The sequence below is a fragment of the Oceanobacillus zhaokaii genome, assembly GCF_003352005.1.
Taxonomy (GTDB): Bacteria; Bacillota; Bacilli; order Bacillales; family Amphibacillaceae; genus Oceanobacillus; species Oceanobacillus zhaokaii.
Genome location: NZ_CP024848.1, coordinates 2,232,815 through 2,247,143 on the forward strand (window position 1 = coordinate 2,232,815; position 14,329 = coordinate 2,247,143).

The following is a 14,329-nucleotide window of genomic DNA, read 5'->3' on the forward strand; positions in this document are numbered from 1 at the left end:
ATATTTTATAATACTACAATTAGAACTTAGTTTCATCTTTCCGACAAAAGCTTTTAATATTTTCTTGAATGTATTAAGATAACACATAATTCTATAAAAAACGTTGTTATAATAGAAAAACCCACAGGATTGTGGGTACAATACTTAGATTTTAGTTGTTAAACGACATAACTTGGAGTATGAGCACTCTCAAGCTAGTCACTCCAGAAATACACTTTGCGTATCCTAAGGGAGCTGGTGAGCCTACTCGCGCTGCCGCGCTTCGTAGTCTCACCTAGGCTCTTCTTCCCGTAGGACAAGGAAGGCTTCAGAGCGTTACATCGCACGAAGAAAATCGCACTTTATTTTCGAGGAGTCTTCGTGTATTTCTTCCGCTGGGTAATTGCAGAATCTCTCAAAAAGTAATTGCTTGCTTACTGACAATCAACGTTGATTAAAGTTAAGGAATCTGAAATGTGTCAACAACAACTGCTTAACAGATGCAAAATTATCATTACGTGGCACTTTAAACTATACATTATGCCTCAAATGGCAACCTCATGAATAATGTGATTATAATAGTTCGAGTATTTTCGGTATAAAAATAATGCAGCCTACCATGACAGAAATTAATGCAGCAATAAGAACTGACCCTGCAGCTGCATCTTTGATTATTTTGGCTGCGGGATGTATTTCTGGTCGCAGGTAGTCGATTATTTTTTCAATCGCACTATTCGTGAGTTCAGCAACAAGTACTAGACCAATTGTAAGCAAAATAATTGCCCACTCCAAACGATTGATTTGTAAAGTGAAACCACAAATTGCCACAAGGCTGGCAGCAACTAAATGAAATCTAAAATTAGATTCGGTCATAAATGTCTCAAGGATTCCATTCCATGCATATGAAAAACCAATCTTTTTCTGCTTACCTTTCAATGCCGAATTCACCTAATAACTCATCTTGGCGTTTAAACATCTTTTCCTCATCTGCTTTATTCATATGATCATAACCGAGTAAATGAAGGAATCCATGCACTGCTAGAAACGCTAACTCTCTTTCGAATGAATGATTATAATCAGCTGCCTGCTCCTTCGCCTTATCTATAGAAATAACAATATCACCTAACGTTAATGGTAGTTCTTCACCTATAATCTCGATTTCATTATCCAGTGATTCCTGCATCGCAAAAGATATAACATCTGTTGGCGCATCCTTTTGACGATAATTTCGATTTAACTCTTGAATTTCTTTGTTCTCGACGAAGTTTATTGATATTTCAGCTTCGCTTGAAATACCTTCCTGCTCAGCAGCAAAGTTAATTAGTCGATGTAGCAGATCAATATAATCGGATGGTACGGACTTCGTTTTATCAATAAAATCAATGTACATTTATTTTGCCTCCTTCGATGGATACTGAATACGCGAATGAAATATCCCTTTCAATGTTCCGCAAATTGTTCGATTAATAATTTTTAGTTGTTTTAATGTTAATGGACTCTCATCCAATTGTCCATCCATCATACGATCATTAATAATTGCTGCAACTATTTCTTCTATTTTTTCCTCAGTAGGTTCGTTCAAGGAGCGGACAGCCGCCTCAACAGAATCACAAATGCAAATAATTGCTGCTTCTTTCGTTTGCGGCTTTGGCCCTGGGTAACGGAAGGAAGTCTCATCAATATTCTCGTTTTTTTCCTTTTCTTTATAATAAAAGAATTTTAATAAAGATGTTCCATGATGCTGTTCAGCAATATCAATGATTTCCTTGGGCAGCTTGTATTTCTTTAACTGATTCGCCCCATCATATGGATGGCTAATAATTATTTTAGCACTTTCTTTCGGATCAATAAAATCATGTGGATTTCGTTTGGTCATTTGATTTTCAATAAAATACTGTGGCCGGACTGTTTTACCAATATCATGGTAATATGCACCAACCCTTGCTAATAATCCGTTGGCTCCAACTGCTTCACATGCTGTTTCACTAAGGTTCGCCACCATCACGGAATGATGATAGGTTCCTGGTGTCTCAGTTAATAGCTTTTTAAGCAATGGCTGATTAGGATTTGATAACTGTAATAATTTCATATCGGATAATACACCAAGTACTGTTTCGAAAAATGGCAGCAACCCGATAGTCAAGACAACCGATAAAAAAGCAGAAACAATTCCAAAACCAGATTGAATTAATAAATCAATTAAATCATATTTTTCAAAGGATAGAAATACAAATAATAATATAGTAATTATGTTTACAACCATGACACCAATTCCCGCTTTTAATATCGATGTACGGTCTTTAACATTTGTTAAGAATGTGATTGCAGCTAACTGGGAGAAAAAGAAATAGATTACCGCATCAATATTGAGTGATCCAGGTATCTCTCCATTAAAAATAATACCACTAATAATAGAAAAAAGTGCTGAAAAGATAATGGCAACCCGTTCATTAATTAATAATTTTAATAAAAATGCTCCAGTGGCAATAGGCACAATATAAAACATTTGATTTCCCGAAGTTAGAAATAAACTTACTATCTTTAATAATGAAATGATTAAGATGCTAATGCTTATAATGGAAATAAGCTTACCTTTTTCTAATTTATTTTGCTTCCTAAGTATCGATAGCTCATAAGCAATCGTACTGCTGATTAGAATAATTAATAGCCCAAGCCCTATTGCCGGAAAAAAATTTCGTTGGCCATCTAGTAAACCGACTAAATTTAATTCTTCATAAATTTCATTTGTAATCGTTTGTCCTTCTTGAACAATCACTTCACCAGCTCTAATCATAACTGGATCCACATTACTTGCAGCTTCTTTTCTAGCTTCTTGTGTTTGTTCCACATCGAAAAAGGAATTTTCAACGACAGCAAATTCACTAAGCTCTATTAAAGGCTGCTTGAGCTCCTCATTGAGTGATGCATATTTGATACTTTGGTTTATTTCCGAGATTGCCGATTGAATATTCTCTGTACGAACACCATTATTTAACACCGTCTCTAAGTTTTCGACAAGCAACTCTCGACCAATTTCCCGTTCATCTTTCGGTGTCATGATAATTTGCATCAGCGTCTGATTATCTAATGATTCGGTTATTTGTTCAGATAATATTTGTTTTAAGCGATTAACCTTATCCTGATTTGACAATGGGACAATCCTATCACCGTTCGCTTCCTCATCTTCTGTTTCAGACATTTCTTCGGATTCTAATGTAGCGATTGCATCGAAAATTTCCTTAACATAATTGACTCTCTCTTCGGTTATTTCTGATGATATATTAAAGCGATCCGGTACTGACTGTACCGTCTCTCTTGTTTTCCGTTCTGTTTCTTGTTCATTTTCAATTGTTATTGGTGAACGGATTGTTTCATTTGCTGTACTAAAGCGTTTTATGTCATATGTATCTGTATGTACATTATTTAATGTTATGAAAAAGAAAAAAACGGCTAGTAAAGTGACTGATAAACTAATAGAAGTAACGTGCTTTCTTTTTCTAATAAATTCCTCTAATTTATTATTTTTTCGTACCTTTTTTTTCATTTCAACACCCCATTTACAGTCAGGTACTAGAACACTTGGACTCAGTCAATTTTTATGAGAGCCATAATTGAACTTATGCAGTAAGAAAAAATATTCTTTCTTATCTGCAAAATAAAACCCCTGAGTTTCGGGGTTTATGACATAATAAATTGAACCTAATTACTGTTTTCATATGCAGCAATTATTCGTTGTACTAATGGATGTCTTACAACGTCTGTTTGATCCAGATGAACAAATTTAATACCATCAACTCGCTTCAGTAATTGTTCAGCTACCTGTAAGCCAGATGTGACTCCTTTAGGCAAATCAATTTGTGTTATATCGCCTGTTATGACCATTTTCGAACCAAAACCTAAACGGGTTAGGAACATCTTCATTTGTGCTGGAGTCGTATTTTGTGCTTCATCAAGAATAACAAAAGCATCATCCAGTGTTCTCCCGCGCATATATGCAAGTGGTGCAATTTCTATTGTCTCTCTTTCAATTAAACGTAAAGTATGCTCGGCACCAAGTACGTCGTGCAAGGCATCATACAATGGTCTTAAATATGGATCAACTTTTTCTTTTAAATCACCAGGTAAGAAGCCTAAGCTTTCACCGGCTTCTACAGCAGGTCTGGTTAAAATAATTTTTTTTATTTTCCCGTCTTTTAGTGCTTTGACAGCCATTACGACAGCCAAATAAGTCTTTCCAGTTCCGGCAGGACCTATTCCGAATACGAGATCACTCGATTTAATTGAGTTAATATAACCCTTCTGCCCAAGGGTTTTTACACGTATCGGTTTTCCTTTAACATTTCTCGTAATTTCATCCTCGAAAAGAGTTTCGAATTGATTAATTTTACCCTTTAGGGCTAAATCAATTGCGTATACAACATCCCTTTCCGAAATAGTAAGGCCGCGTTTGATTACCGTTAATAATGCATTAAAAATCTCTTGGACATATGAGATTGCTTGCTTCTCTCCAGATACACGCACTTGTTCTCCTCTTGAAACGATGGATACCTTCAACTGTGCTTCTATTAATTTTAAATATTTATCATTTGTTCCAAATAAAGCTAATACTTCATTTGGATCAGTTAAATGTAGGTCAATCTCGGTTAAGTTTTCTGTCATAATCAATCTCCTTGGTTTAGAAGTTGTGCATCACCAATATTTTCCTCAACTGTTATATATAAGTTTAATTTAACTTTACCATGGTCCATCGTTTCATGCAAAATTTTCTCTGTCATAATTTCTGCTTCTGGACCCAACTCTAATTGTAAATCTGCTTTTGCTTGTTCAATTCCTATTTTAACCGCTTCTTCCCTTGTTCTCTCACGCCTATTAGACTTTTTTTCACTTAATACATTTTCCACAACTTTAATTGGTGATTCCCATTTAAATATTCGCACTGGCGTTTCTGTCGATTCCCGATGGATATCCGAATAATCTGGTGTTCCAAACCCCCATACTGGCAATTGGAAATCCCCAACTTTTAGAAAATATTTCTTTTCATTATTTCCTGTTACTTGCTCATCATAGTAATTAAGTGGGATCGTCACAGAAACCTCATACCAGGTATTTGCAGTTATCAGACCATCTGCAGCGATTAATTCCATTGTACCTTCCTCGTCTGTTTCATTGCCAATTACACCAGAAACTAGCAAGTCACCCTTTTCTACATAATCATTCACTTTTACACGAGGGATACCCTTTGAAACGTATAAATCTTTAATGACGCCATTCTTCTTAGCAACCAAATTTCGCGGTTCACCTGCTGGAACTTCTTTGACGATAATCTTTTCAACGCCTTCAAGGTAAAAGGTTGTCCCTTTTTGATCAACTCCAACCCATAAGAGTTCCGGTACATCCTTCACCAATTGTTGCTGGATTAAATTCGGCGACTCTAAGGAGAAAATCCAGGCACCAGGATGTACACCATACTGATTTAATTGTTTGCTAATCTTCTCCTCAATATCCTTTGGAACACCAGTAATTTTTACATCCCAAATAATATTGGATAAAAAAATAACAAGAAAAAAACCCAATAATAATCCAATAATGAGTGGACGTTTCCTCATAAATCGTTTAAATAAGAAGGGATAACCCTTTTTTTGAATAAACGATACTTTATAACCTGTTCCTCTCCGTATTTTCTTAACGAGTTTAATATCTGTTAATTTAATTTTTCCTTCACATAAATCTGGTGCATGCTTTTTCATATCCCAAATTGTTATACCATGTTTTGAACATATTTGAAAAAATAATTCAGGTTGCTCACCTTTAATTAATATCGATACATATCCTGTTATAAATGATCCTTGAATTGGTTTCATATTCTCCCCCACTTGTTATTCCTTATTATCTGGTAAAAACTTAACATCTGTGATACTTCCTTCTAATAGTATTTCTTCAGGCAGCATCATTTTGATAACAAATGAAGTACCAGTAATCTGAACGAATCCTTGTTTCATTTTTAACTTTAGCTCTGTATCGGAATAAGTTGCCAAACCTAGATGGTTTTCTATATATACATGGATTTGTCCAATAATTGTAATCCGAGGTAATTCTAATATGACATCAGAAGGAAGTGCAAGATAATTTACCATTAACATTCGAACACGTTGTTGCCATTTACTCATAGATGCCTCACCCTCTCATATTCATATTTATGAATTAGGAGAAAAGATAAGAACTAAACTAGCTTAAGGGATAAAATAAATTCAATAAAGAAGCTTATTTCCTATTGATTGCTGAAAAGAGTGAACTTAATTGAGGGAGTTCTCTAGGACCGCTCGCTCCAGAAATACACTACGCTGGGGATAGTGCAGAATCTAGCGAAAAAAAGAATGGCAACCTCACTAGATATCGACGTTGACTGTAGCAATTGCTGGGCAGGTCTGAAATAAGAATTGGCACTAATATCAATTCAGCACTTTACACCATAGATTGTAAAAATGAATTGTTTTTTAGAATTAAGGAAATAAAAAAAGCCATTTACAGCAATGGTATTTCACCATGCTGTAAATGGCCTTCTTATATTATGATTTTTTCCTTTGCTCTACTATGCTTTGATAAGGATTTCTTGCTCTTGGTGAGCCTAATACTTCTGACATGATGATGCCATTTACTAATCCCTTACGCGTTAAGTTAGTGCGAAGCTGTTTCTTATAGTTTGCTTGTTCTTTTGATAATTCATTTACTGACTTCTCAAGTGGATTTGCAACGAAAGCATGATGAGAGAAATCATTATTTGCTTTGTTATCTAATGCTTTAAAATTTCCTTTGAGACGTTCAATTTGAGCTTTTTGTTGTTCTTCAATAGACATGGTTGAGACCATTGGCTTTGAAGGATGAGGAACATTGCTTCTCGATTGGTTTGAACCAGGTGTACGATTAGCTCTTTCCCTCTCATTTTGCTGCCTTCTAGATACAGGATTAGGAGCAGGTTTTGGGCGATTCGATTGCGGTTTCTTCTTTTCTGTTTCATCAGATTTCTTGCCGAAAAGTCCCATTATAGCGGAAATAATAATAACTACAATAAAAAAATTATCGAATATTAAATCAAGAAATCCACCCATCAAACTCCTCCTTTATCCATATTTCTTATCACCTTATTTTTTCCCATTTTCATCATTGTTTTCTTTGGTTAATTTCCCAATCGTATCACGCATATCTGTATCAGCGTTAATATTTTCGTAATTTAGGTAATCCATAACACCCATTTTACCTGATCTCAATGCTTCTCCTAATGCGAGTGGTACATCAGCCTCTGCTTCCACAACTTTCGCGCGCATTTCTTGTACACGGGCAAGCATTTCTTGCTCTTGGGCAACAGCCATTGCACGACGTTCTTCTGCTTTCGCTTGAGCGATATTTTTATCAGCCTCTGCTTGGTCTGTTTGTAAAATAGCTCCGATATTTTTACCTACATCAACATCTGCAATATCTATCGATAAGATTTCAAATGCCGTTCCTGCATCTAACCCCTTAGCTAATACTGTATGTGAGATTGAATCAGGGTTTTCTAGTACTTTTTTATGTGTTTCCGAGCTACCAATTGTACTTACAACACCTTCACCAACACGGGCGATTACTGTTTCTTCACCAGCACCACCTACAAGTCGATCAAGATTAGCACGTACCGTAATTCTTGCTAATGCTTTAACTTCGATTCCATCCATTGCAATCCCAGCAATAAACGGCGTTTCGATAACCTTTGGATTAACACTCATTTGAACTGCTTCCAATACGTCACGGCCTGCTAAATCAATAGCAGCTCCACGTTCGAATGGCAATGCAATATTTGCTCGATGTGCAGCGATTAATGCATTTACAACCCTATCCACATTACCACCAGCTAAATAGTGACTTTCTAATTGATTTGTTGTCACATTCAATCCAGCTTTATGTGCTTTAATTAATGGATTGATTACCCTGCTAGGAACAACACGACGTAATCGCATTCCAATAAGAGTAAAAATACTTACCTTAACCCCTGCTGCTAAAGCGCTAATCCACAGTGCTACTGGTACAAATGTAAATAATATTGCTAGAGCAATAATAATAACCGCAATAATAATTAACGGCATAAGGTCAACTAAACTCATCCAAATTCCTCCTATAAATTCTATTTTTAATTAACTTCTTTAACAACAACCCGATTTCCTTCTACTTTTATTACTTTAATTGGATTGTCCTTTTCAATAAAACTACCTTCAGTAACTATATCAACCCGCTCATCATTAAACAAGCCAATCCCAGAAGGACGTAAGGGTGTGACGGCAACACCTTCTAACCCAATCAATTCTAAGCGGCTAACAGATGATATATAGCCAAGTTCTGTCGTCGTTTGATCGCGCAAAATAATATGTCTGAAAACACCTTTATCCAGGCCAATTCTTCTGAACAGAATAATGCCAGCTACGATAGCTACAATAAAGGCAATCGAAACACTCATCGCCATATGACTGACACTATAGCCCGACATGAATAGAGATCCTAATATCGCTGCAATTCCAATGAAGCCAACAATTCCTCCTGGTATAAAAAACTCCAGTATAATTAATCCGATTCCGAGAATAAGTAATATTATTGCTTCCATACCTGCAAGGCCAGCAATAATATGACCATAGAAAAATAATAGTAGTGCAATAATTCCCATTGTCCCTGGTACGCCAAACCCAGGAGAATATAACTCAACGATAAGTCCCAGGCTTGCTATAGAAAGTAGGATTGGTATCACAATCGGATTTGTGATGAATCTTGCAACCTCTTCAGCAAACGTGGGCTCTGTCTCCACAACAGAAGCTTCAGAGAGATCTAGTTCGCTTAATAGCTCTACCCTGTCATTAACTATTCCATCTGCGTAGCCTACTTCCATCGCCTGTTTAGGACCTAACGTCAGGAACTCACCTTTCGGAGCATCATATTGTGGAAGATCTATATTTTTATCTGCCATCGCTGCTGCATAAAGTGGATCTCTTCCTTTTGACTCTGCAGCACTTCGCATCGCCGCTAACCAGGCAGACTGGGCTTTTTTATCTGCTGCATTACCATCACTTGTAATTACACCACTAGCTCCCATTGTTGCATTTGGCTTAAAGTATATATAATCCATATGTAGAGCGATGTATGAACCTGCAGAAAGTGCTTCATGTACAATGAAGGATGTTGTTGGAATATCAATGCTTTGCAGCAATTCACCAATTTGACCTGCAGAATCGACTCTTCCTCCTGGAGTATCAATCTCAAATATGATATGATCTGCGCCAGATTCTAATGCTTCGCCGACTGTTCTTGTTAGAAAACCTTCTAATCCCCTCTCAACTTCTCTTTCTATCGGGATTACATATACTGTCTTTCCACTTCCCTTTTCCGCCGCCTGAAATATATTTGGATTGGCTTGAAATGCCATGAAAATAATCGCAATTAAAAGAATACCCATTGTAATTCTTTTACCTGGCATTATGTATCACCCCCTTTTCACTTCTGTATAAATAGTACTACGATAAAGATATGTATTAGGTTTCATTTTTATCTTTTTAGATAATGAGACATGAAAGATTATCTAACAGCAATCTACTTAGATAGTATCATAATCGCTCGGCCAGCGAAATAGATAATAGGTTATTTAGTTCGTCTATTATTAAAACAGAAATCAACTTTTAAAAGTTATTTCGTAATGTGCACTGTAAACGAATCAATATCAGTAATTACTAAGTGACCATCCAAAAAAATGAAAAGGTCCTTATCGCTAAACAATAAGGACCTTTTCATGACGTTAATTTAATTGTTGTAATACAAGTTCATTTATTTGAGAGCCATCTGCCTTACCTTTTACTTTTGGCATCACTGCGCTCATCACTTTACCCATATCCTTCTTGGATGTAGCATTAACTTCCTGAATCGCTTGCTGAACAATTACTAACAATTCTTCCTTAGTAAGTTGTTCTGGCATATATGCTTGCACAATAGTTAATTCTGTTTCAACTTTGTTAACAAGATCTTCGCGTCCAGCAGATTTAAATTCATGGAGGGAATCTTTTCGTTGTTTAACCTCACGTGATAAAATTGTTAATTCTTCATCTTCTGAAAGTGTCGCTTTACCTAGATTAATTAATTCATTTTGTATAGAAGCCTTGACCATACGAATAACGCTGAGGGTCTCTTTATCTTTACTTTTCATTGCTAGCTTCATATCTTGATTTAATTGATCAAGTAGTGACATTAAATTGCACCCTCTTTAGAATTTACGTTTTCTAGCTGCTTCAGACTTCTTCTTACGTCTAACGCTAGGTTTTTCATAGTGTTCACGCTTACGATATTCCTGTAGTGTACCGCTTTTTGACACACTACGTTTAAAGCGACGAAGAGCATCCTCAAGAGACTCGTTTTTACGAACGCGAGTTGTATTTGACATGCTAATTTCCCTCCCTCCGAAGCATAAAACAAGATTATACAGACATATGCATTCTTTTATCATATGCCTGCTTAAAGTATAATATATTCCTACTTCTAGGTCAACAGATTATTTTTATTGAAATAAATCTAGAATTGAATGCAGTTTAATAATCTGATGTAGATCCGCTGCCATTTACAATTGCAATTCCAGCACTAGCACCAATTCTTGTTGCGCCGGCATCAATCATAGCCTTAGTTGATTCATAGTCACGTACTCCACCAGATGCCTTGACACCCATTTCCGGTCCTACTGTTTTACGCATTAACTTAACATCCTCAATTGTAGCACCTCCACCAGAGAAACCAGTAGATGTTTTTACGAAGTCTGCCCCAGCTGCTTTTGCTAATTCACATGCTTGAACTTTCTCATCATTTGTTAGAAGAGATGTTTCAATAATGACTTTTACAAGTGCTTGATTCTTTGCAGCATTCACTACGCCTGCAATATCAGCTTTAACTACATCATAATTAGCTGATTTCAATTCGCCAATATTAATTACCATGTCAACCTCATCTGCACCGTCTTTAATCGCTTGCACCGTTTCAAATACCTTTGTTTTCGTTGAGGATGCACCTAACGGGAAACCGATAACTGTACATACTTTTACAGATGAATCACGTAAATGTTCTTGACAATAAGGAACCCAGTAAGGATTCACACAAACAGAAGCAAACTCATATTCCTTAGCCTCATCAATAATTTGCTTAATTTGTTCTTTAGTTGTTTCAGGTTTTAATTGTGTATGGTCGATATACTTTGCTAATTCTTTACTCATTTTCTTCATTCCTATCTAAGTTATATTTATTAATCGTGATTACCGTTTATTTCTTCTAAATGATAAGACAAACTTGCCAATGCATATAATGACGCGGTTTCTGTTCGCAGTATTCTTGGACCAAGCCTTACCGCATGAAACCCATTCTCCTTTAACTTTTTCGCTTCCTGCTCAGAAAAACCACCTTCAGGACCGATACAAAGAAGAACCTTTTGATTATCAACAATTCGACTTACAATTCCAGCAAATGATTGATGAGCCTCTACTTTTGCTTCCTCTTCATAAGCAAAGATCTTCACATCATAGTTCACTGATTCGTGAATGAGCTCGGCTACCGTCATTGGCAGCACAATTTCTGGAATCTTATTCCGATGACTTTGCTCACTCGCTTCTTTGACAATTTTCTCAAAGCGGGCCATCTTCTTCTCTATTTTCCTTCCATCCCAAACAACGATTGAGCGATCCATTTTTACTGGGATAAACCTACTTGCGCCAAGCTCTGTTCCCTTTTGTAATATTAAGTCGAATTTGTCGCCTTTTGGCAGCCCTTGTGCAATGGTAACTGCAATTGGGAGCTCAACAGTCTCCGCCTTCCAATCAATCACAGCAGCATGGACAATATTCTGATTTAGAGATGTTATTTCACAAATAGCCGCATTACCATCTTGATGATTACAGATAATTTGATCGCCAACCTGATTTCGCATTACACGAATAATGTGATGTGCATCATCACCTTTGATACTTATTTCATTTCCTTGCCAATCTATTTGTGGAATAAAGTAACGTTGCATCATTTGCACCTACTTTTAATCAATTCAATACGATATTTAGAGGACTTTCTTTGCAATAACTGAAATCCAATCTTCCATTTCATTCATCGCAATTATCTCAAAGCCAGCCTCTTTTAATCGATCATGCACGAGTTGTTTTTTTCCTTGAATAATACCGGAAGTAATAAATAATCCGCCATCTTTAAGATTCTTCCATGCATCATCAGCAAACCGAACAATAATTTCTGCTAAAATATTTGAAACGATAATATTTGCTTTTTCATCAACCTGGTCTAATAAATTATTTTGCTTTGCAATAATTTTATTTTCTACTTTGTTGATTTTTGCATTTGTTTTTGTGCTTTTTATTGCTATTTCATCCAGGTCAAATGCCTGTACTTTACTTGCTCCTAGTAAAACCGATGCAATACTCAATATTCCAGATCCACTGCCCACATCTATTACTGTGTCACCTTTATTTAAATATGCTTCTAATGCTTGAACACTTAACACAGTAGTTGGATGTGTCCCTGTACCAAAAGCCATTCCAGGATCCAACTCGATAATAATTTCATCACTATCTACTGGAGTATACTCTTCCCATGTTGGCGTAATTGTAATCTTCTTGGAAATCTTAGCTGGCTTATAGTACTTTTTCCAGGCGGTAGCCCATTCTTCCTCATGTACCTCACTTAATGTCACATGGTTTTGACCAAGGTCAATATCGTAAACCAATAAATTATTTATAGCTTGCTTAATTTCTTCAACAGTTTCTCCTAAAAAGCTATTCATTGGTAAGTATGCTTTTATCCGTACCCCTTCATCCGGGAAATCATTTGGATCAAGTTCATAGATTTCCGCAAATGGTGTATCTTCTTTAACCAATTCCATTGGTTCTTCAATTACAAGACCACTAGCACCAGTTTCATGCAGAATATTTGAGATTGGCTCAATTGCTTCGTTCGTTGTGTGAATGCAAATTTCTGACCATTTCAAGTTGTTTCCTCCTCTCATAATGAAAATTAATATGTAGTTGATGCTGCAGCTGCAACATCATTAATCATTATTTTTAAAAGCATTCTTAAACTTCTGGAAGAAAGAACCATCTTGCTCATCTATCGATTCATTTCCACCAATTTCATTAAATTCACGTAGCAATGTTTTTTGCTTATCAGTTAAATTAGTAGGTGTCATTATTCTTACTTTAACATACTGATCCCCTTGTCCACGTCCACGTACATTTGGCGCACCCTTTCCTCTTAAACGGAAGGTTTTCCCTGTTTGTGTTCCTGCTGGCACTTTAAGCTTCACTTTCCCATGGACAGTTGGCACTTCCATTTCATCCCCAAGTGCGGCTTGCGCAAAGGTTACAGGTAATTCACAATAAATATTATCTCCTTCACGCTCATAAAATTCATGGGATCTGATTTGGATAACAACAAATAAGTCACCAGCTGGTCCACCGTTTAATCCAGCTTCCCCTTTTCCTGCTACACGAATTTGTTGACCTTCATCAATACCTGCTGGAATATTGATGTTGATTTTTTTATTCTTTTTCACTCTTCCGCTGCCACCGCATGTGTTACATTTTTCGGGAATAATTTTACCTGTTCCTTGACAATGGTGGCACACTCTTCGGTTTACAACTTTTCCAAATGGTGTATTCTGTTCTTGGTTCAGTTGGCCGGAACCATTACAATGTGAACATGTTTTTGGTTTTGTACCTGGCTTCGCACCTGAACCATTACATGTATCACAGTTTTCTTCTTTAGGTATATTAATATCAACTTGTTTACCAAAAATGGCTTCTTCAAAATCTAAGACCATTGTATATTGCAAATCTGCACCTTGGCTTGGGGCGTTAGGGTCACGTCTTCTGCCACCGCCACCACCAAAGAACATATCGAAAATATCACCAAAGCCACCGAAGTCCTGTGCACCGCCAAATCCACCAAATCCTTGACCACTTGCACCAGCATGACCAAATTGATCGTATTGTGATCGTTTGGAATCATCGCTAAGCACTTCATATGCCTCTTTTACTTCGATAAATTTTTCTTCAGCACCAGCTTCTTTGTTTACATCTGGATGGTATTTTCTTGCTAACTTACGGTATGCTTTTTTTATTTCTTCTGGTGTTGCATTTTTTTCTATTCCAAGTACTTCATAATAATCTCGTTTACTCAACTTTCATCACTCTCCCGATACACAATTGCATAAGTTTAATAATAGCATCTTTTCTTCTTTTAAAGCAAATGACCATATACTCTACCGAGTAAAAAAGTCAAAGCCAAGAGAATCCTGACTTTGACT

General features: G+C 36.4%; 15 protein-coding genes. All 15 read right to left on the bottom strand.

Annotated elements, in window-relative coordinates; all coding sequences use genetic code 11:
- Positions 1 to 552: 552 nt before the first annotated feature.
- Positions 553 to 915 carry a diacylglycerol kinase family protein gene (locus tag CUC15_RS11440; protein WP_242985842.1) on the bottom strand — a complete coding sequence of 121 codons (363 nt, stop codon included), beginning with the start codon at positions 913 to 915 and terminating at the stop codon, positions 553 to 555.
- Positions 905 to 1,369: an rRNA maturation RNase YbeY gene (gene ybeY / locus CUC15_RS11445; protein ID WP_114916778.1), complete on the bottom strand. Its 465-nt coding sequence runs from the start codon at positions 1,367 to 1,369 to the stop codon at positions 905 to 907. Before ybeY ends, CUC15_RS11440 begins: the two co-directional genes overlap by 11 nt.
- Positions 1,370 to 3,523, bottom strand: a complete 2,154-nt coding sequence (locus CUC15_RS11450; protein ID WP_114916779.1) for an HD family phosphohydrolase — start codon at positions 3,521 to 3,523, stop codon at positions 1,370 to 1,372. It abuts the gene before it with no gap.
- A gap of 155 nt (positions 3,524 to 3,678) precedes the next feature.
- Entirely contained in the window at positions 3,679 to 4,638 is a 960-nt protein-coding gene (locus tag CUC15_RS11455; RefSeq protein ID WP_114916780.1) for a PhoH family protein, read from the bottom strand.
- Positions 4,639 to 4,640: 2 nt separating this feature from the next.
- The gene (yqfD, locus tag CUC15_RS11460) at positions 4,641 to 5,840 is read right to left on the bottom strand and encodes a sporulation protein YqfD (protein ID WP_114916781.1); all 1,200 of its coding nucleotides are present in this window, start codon (positions 5,838 to 5,840) and stop codon (positions 4,641 to 4,643) included.
- Between the two features lie 15 nt (positions 5,841 to 5,855).
- Positions 5,856 to 6,146 (bottom strand): sporulation protein YqfC, encoded by a 291-nt coding sequence (yqfC, locus tag CUC15_RS11465; protein WP_114916782.1) that lies wholly within the window; start codon positions 6,144 to 6,146, stop codon positions 5,856 to 5,858.
- A 399-nt stretch (positions 6,147 to 6,545) separates the two neighbouring features.
- Positions 6,546 to 7,085: an OadG family protein gene (locus tag CUC15_RS11470; protein ID WP_114916783.1), complete on the bottom strand. Its 540-nt coding sequence runs from the start codon at positions 7,083 to 7,085 to the stop codon at positions 6,546 to 6,548.
- Between the two features lie 33 nt (positions 7,086 to 7,118).
- Positions 7,119 to 8,114, bottom strand: coding sequence for a flotillin-like protein FloA (floA, locus tag CUC15_RS11475; protein WP_114916784.1), 996 nt, complete (start codon positions 8,112 to 8,114; stop codon positions 7,119 to 7,121).
- Positions 8,115 to 8,140: 26 nt separating this feature from the next.
- Positions 8,141 to 9,472, bottom strand: coding sequence for an NfeD family protein (locus CUC15_RS11480; RefSeq protein ID WP_114916785.1), 1,332 nt, complete (start codon positions 9,470 to 9,472; stop codon positions 8,141 to 8,143).
- 315 nt (positions 9,473 to 9,787) lie between these two features.
- Complete coding sequence (locus CUC15_RS11485; protein WP_114916786.1) at positions 9,788 to 10,234, bottom strand: GatB/YqeY domain-containing protein; 447 nt, start codon at positions 10,232 to 10,234, stop codon at positions 9,788 to 9,790.
- Between the two features lie 15 nt (positions 10,235 to 10,249).
- Positions 10,250 to 10,426: a 30S ribosomal protein S21 gene (gene rpsU / locus CUC15_RS11490; protein ID WP_019377991.1), complete on the bottom strand. Its 177-nt coding sequence runs from the start codon at positions 10,424 to 10,426 to the stop codon at positions 10,250 to 10,252.
- A 145-nt stretch (positions 10,427 to 10,571) separates the two neighbouring features.
- Positions 10,572 to 11,243 (bottom strand): deoxyribose-phosphate aldolase, encoded by a 672-nt coding sequence (gene deoC, locus CUC15_RS11495; protein WP_114916787.1) that lies wholly within the window; start codon positions 11,241 to 11,243, stop codon positions 10,572 to 10,574.
- Between the two features lie 29 nt (positions 11,244 to 11,272).
- Positions 11,273 to 12,040, bottom strand: a complete 768-nt coding sequence (locus CUC15_RS11500) for a 16S rRNA (uracil(1498)-N(3))-methyltransferase (protein WP_341457152.1) — start codon at positions 12,038 to 12,040, stop codon at positions 11,273 to 11,275.
- A 33-nt stretch (positions 12,041 to 12,073) separates the two neighbouring features.
- Positions 12,074 to 13,012, bottom strand: a complete 939-nt coding sequence (gene prmA, locus CUC15_RS11505) for a 50S ribosomal protein L11 methyltransferase (RefSeq protein ID WP_114916789.1) — start codon at positions 13,010 to 13,012, stop codon at positions 12,074 to 12,076.
- A 60-nt stretch (positions 13,013 to 13,072) separates the two neighbouring features.
- Positions 13,073 to 14,203 (bottom strand): molecular chaperone DnaJ, encoded by a 1,131-nt coding sequence (gene dnaJ / locus CUC15_RS11510; RefSeq protein WP_114916790.1) that lies wholly within the window; start codon positions 14,201 to 14,203, stop codon positions 13,073 to 13,075.
- Positions 14,204 to 14,329: the final 126 nt, after the last annotated feature.

Bases quoted from the DNA above. Each gene is read 5' to 3' on its own strand.
- CUC15_RS11470 (WP_114916783.1), bottom strand. From the start codon at position 7,085: ATGGGTGGATTTCTTGATTTAATATTCGATAATTTTTTTATTGTAGTT.
- CUC15_RS11455 (WP_114916780.1), bottom strand. From the start codon at position 4,638: ATGACAGAAAACTTAACCGAGATTGACCTACATTTAACTGATCCAAAT.
- deoC (WP_114916787.1), bottom strand. From the start codon at position 11,243: ATGAGTAAAGAATTAGCAAAGTATATCGACCATACACAATTAAAACCT.
- floA (WP_114916784.1), bottom strand. From the start codon at position 8,114: ATGAGTTTAGTTGACCTTATGCCGTTAATTATTATTGCGGTTATTATT.
- rpsU (WP_019377991.1), bottom strand. From the start codon at position 10,426: ATGTCAAATACAACTCGCGTTCGTAAAAACGAGTCTCTTGAGGATGCT.
- CUC15_RS11450 (WP_114916779.1), bottom strand. From the start codon at position 3,523: ATGAAAAAAAAGGTACGAAAAAATAATAAATTAGAGGAATTTATTAGA.
- yqfD (WP_114916781.1), bottom strand. From the start codon at position 5,840: ATGAAACCAATTCAAGGATCATTTATAACAGGATATGTATCGATATTA.
- CUC15_RS11500 (WP_341457152.1), bottom strand. From the start codon at position 12,040: ATGATGCAACGTTACTTTATTCCACAAATAGATTGGCAAGGAAATGAA.
- ybeY (WP_114916778.1), bottom strand. From the start codon at position 1,369: ATGTACATTGATTTTATTGATAAAACGAAGTCCGTACCATCCGATTAT.
- CUC15_RS11485 (WP_114916786.1), bottom strand. From the start codon at position 10,234: ATGTCACTACTTGATCAATTAAATCAAGATATGAAGCTAGCAATGAAA.
- yqfC (WP_114916782.1), bottom strand. From the start codon at position 6,146: ATGAGTAAATGGCAACAACGTGTTCGAATGTTAATGGTAAATTATCTT.
- CUC15_RS11480 (WP_114916785.1), bottom strand. From the start codon at position 9,472: ATGCCAGGTAAAAGAATTACAATGGGTATTCTTTTAATTGCGATTATT.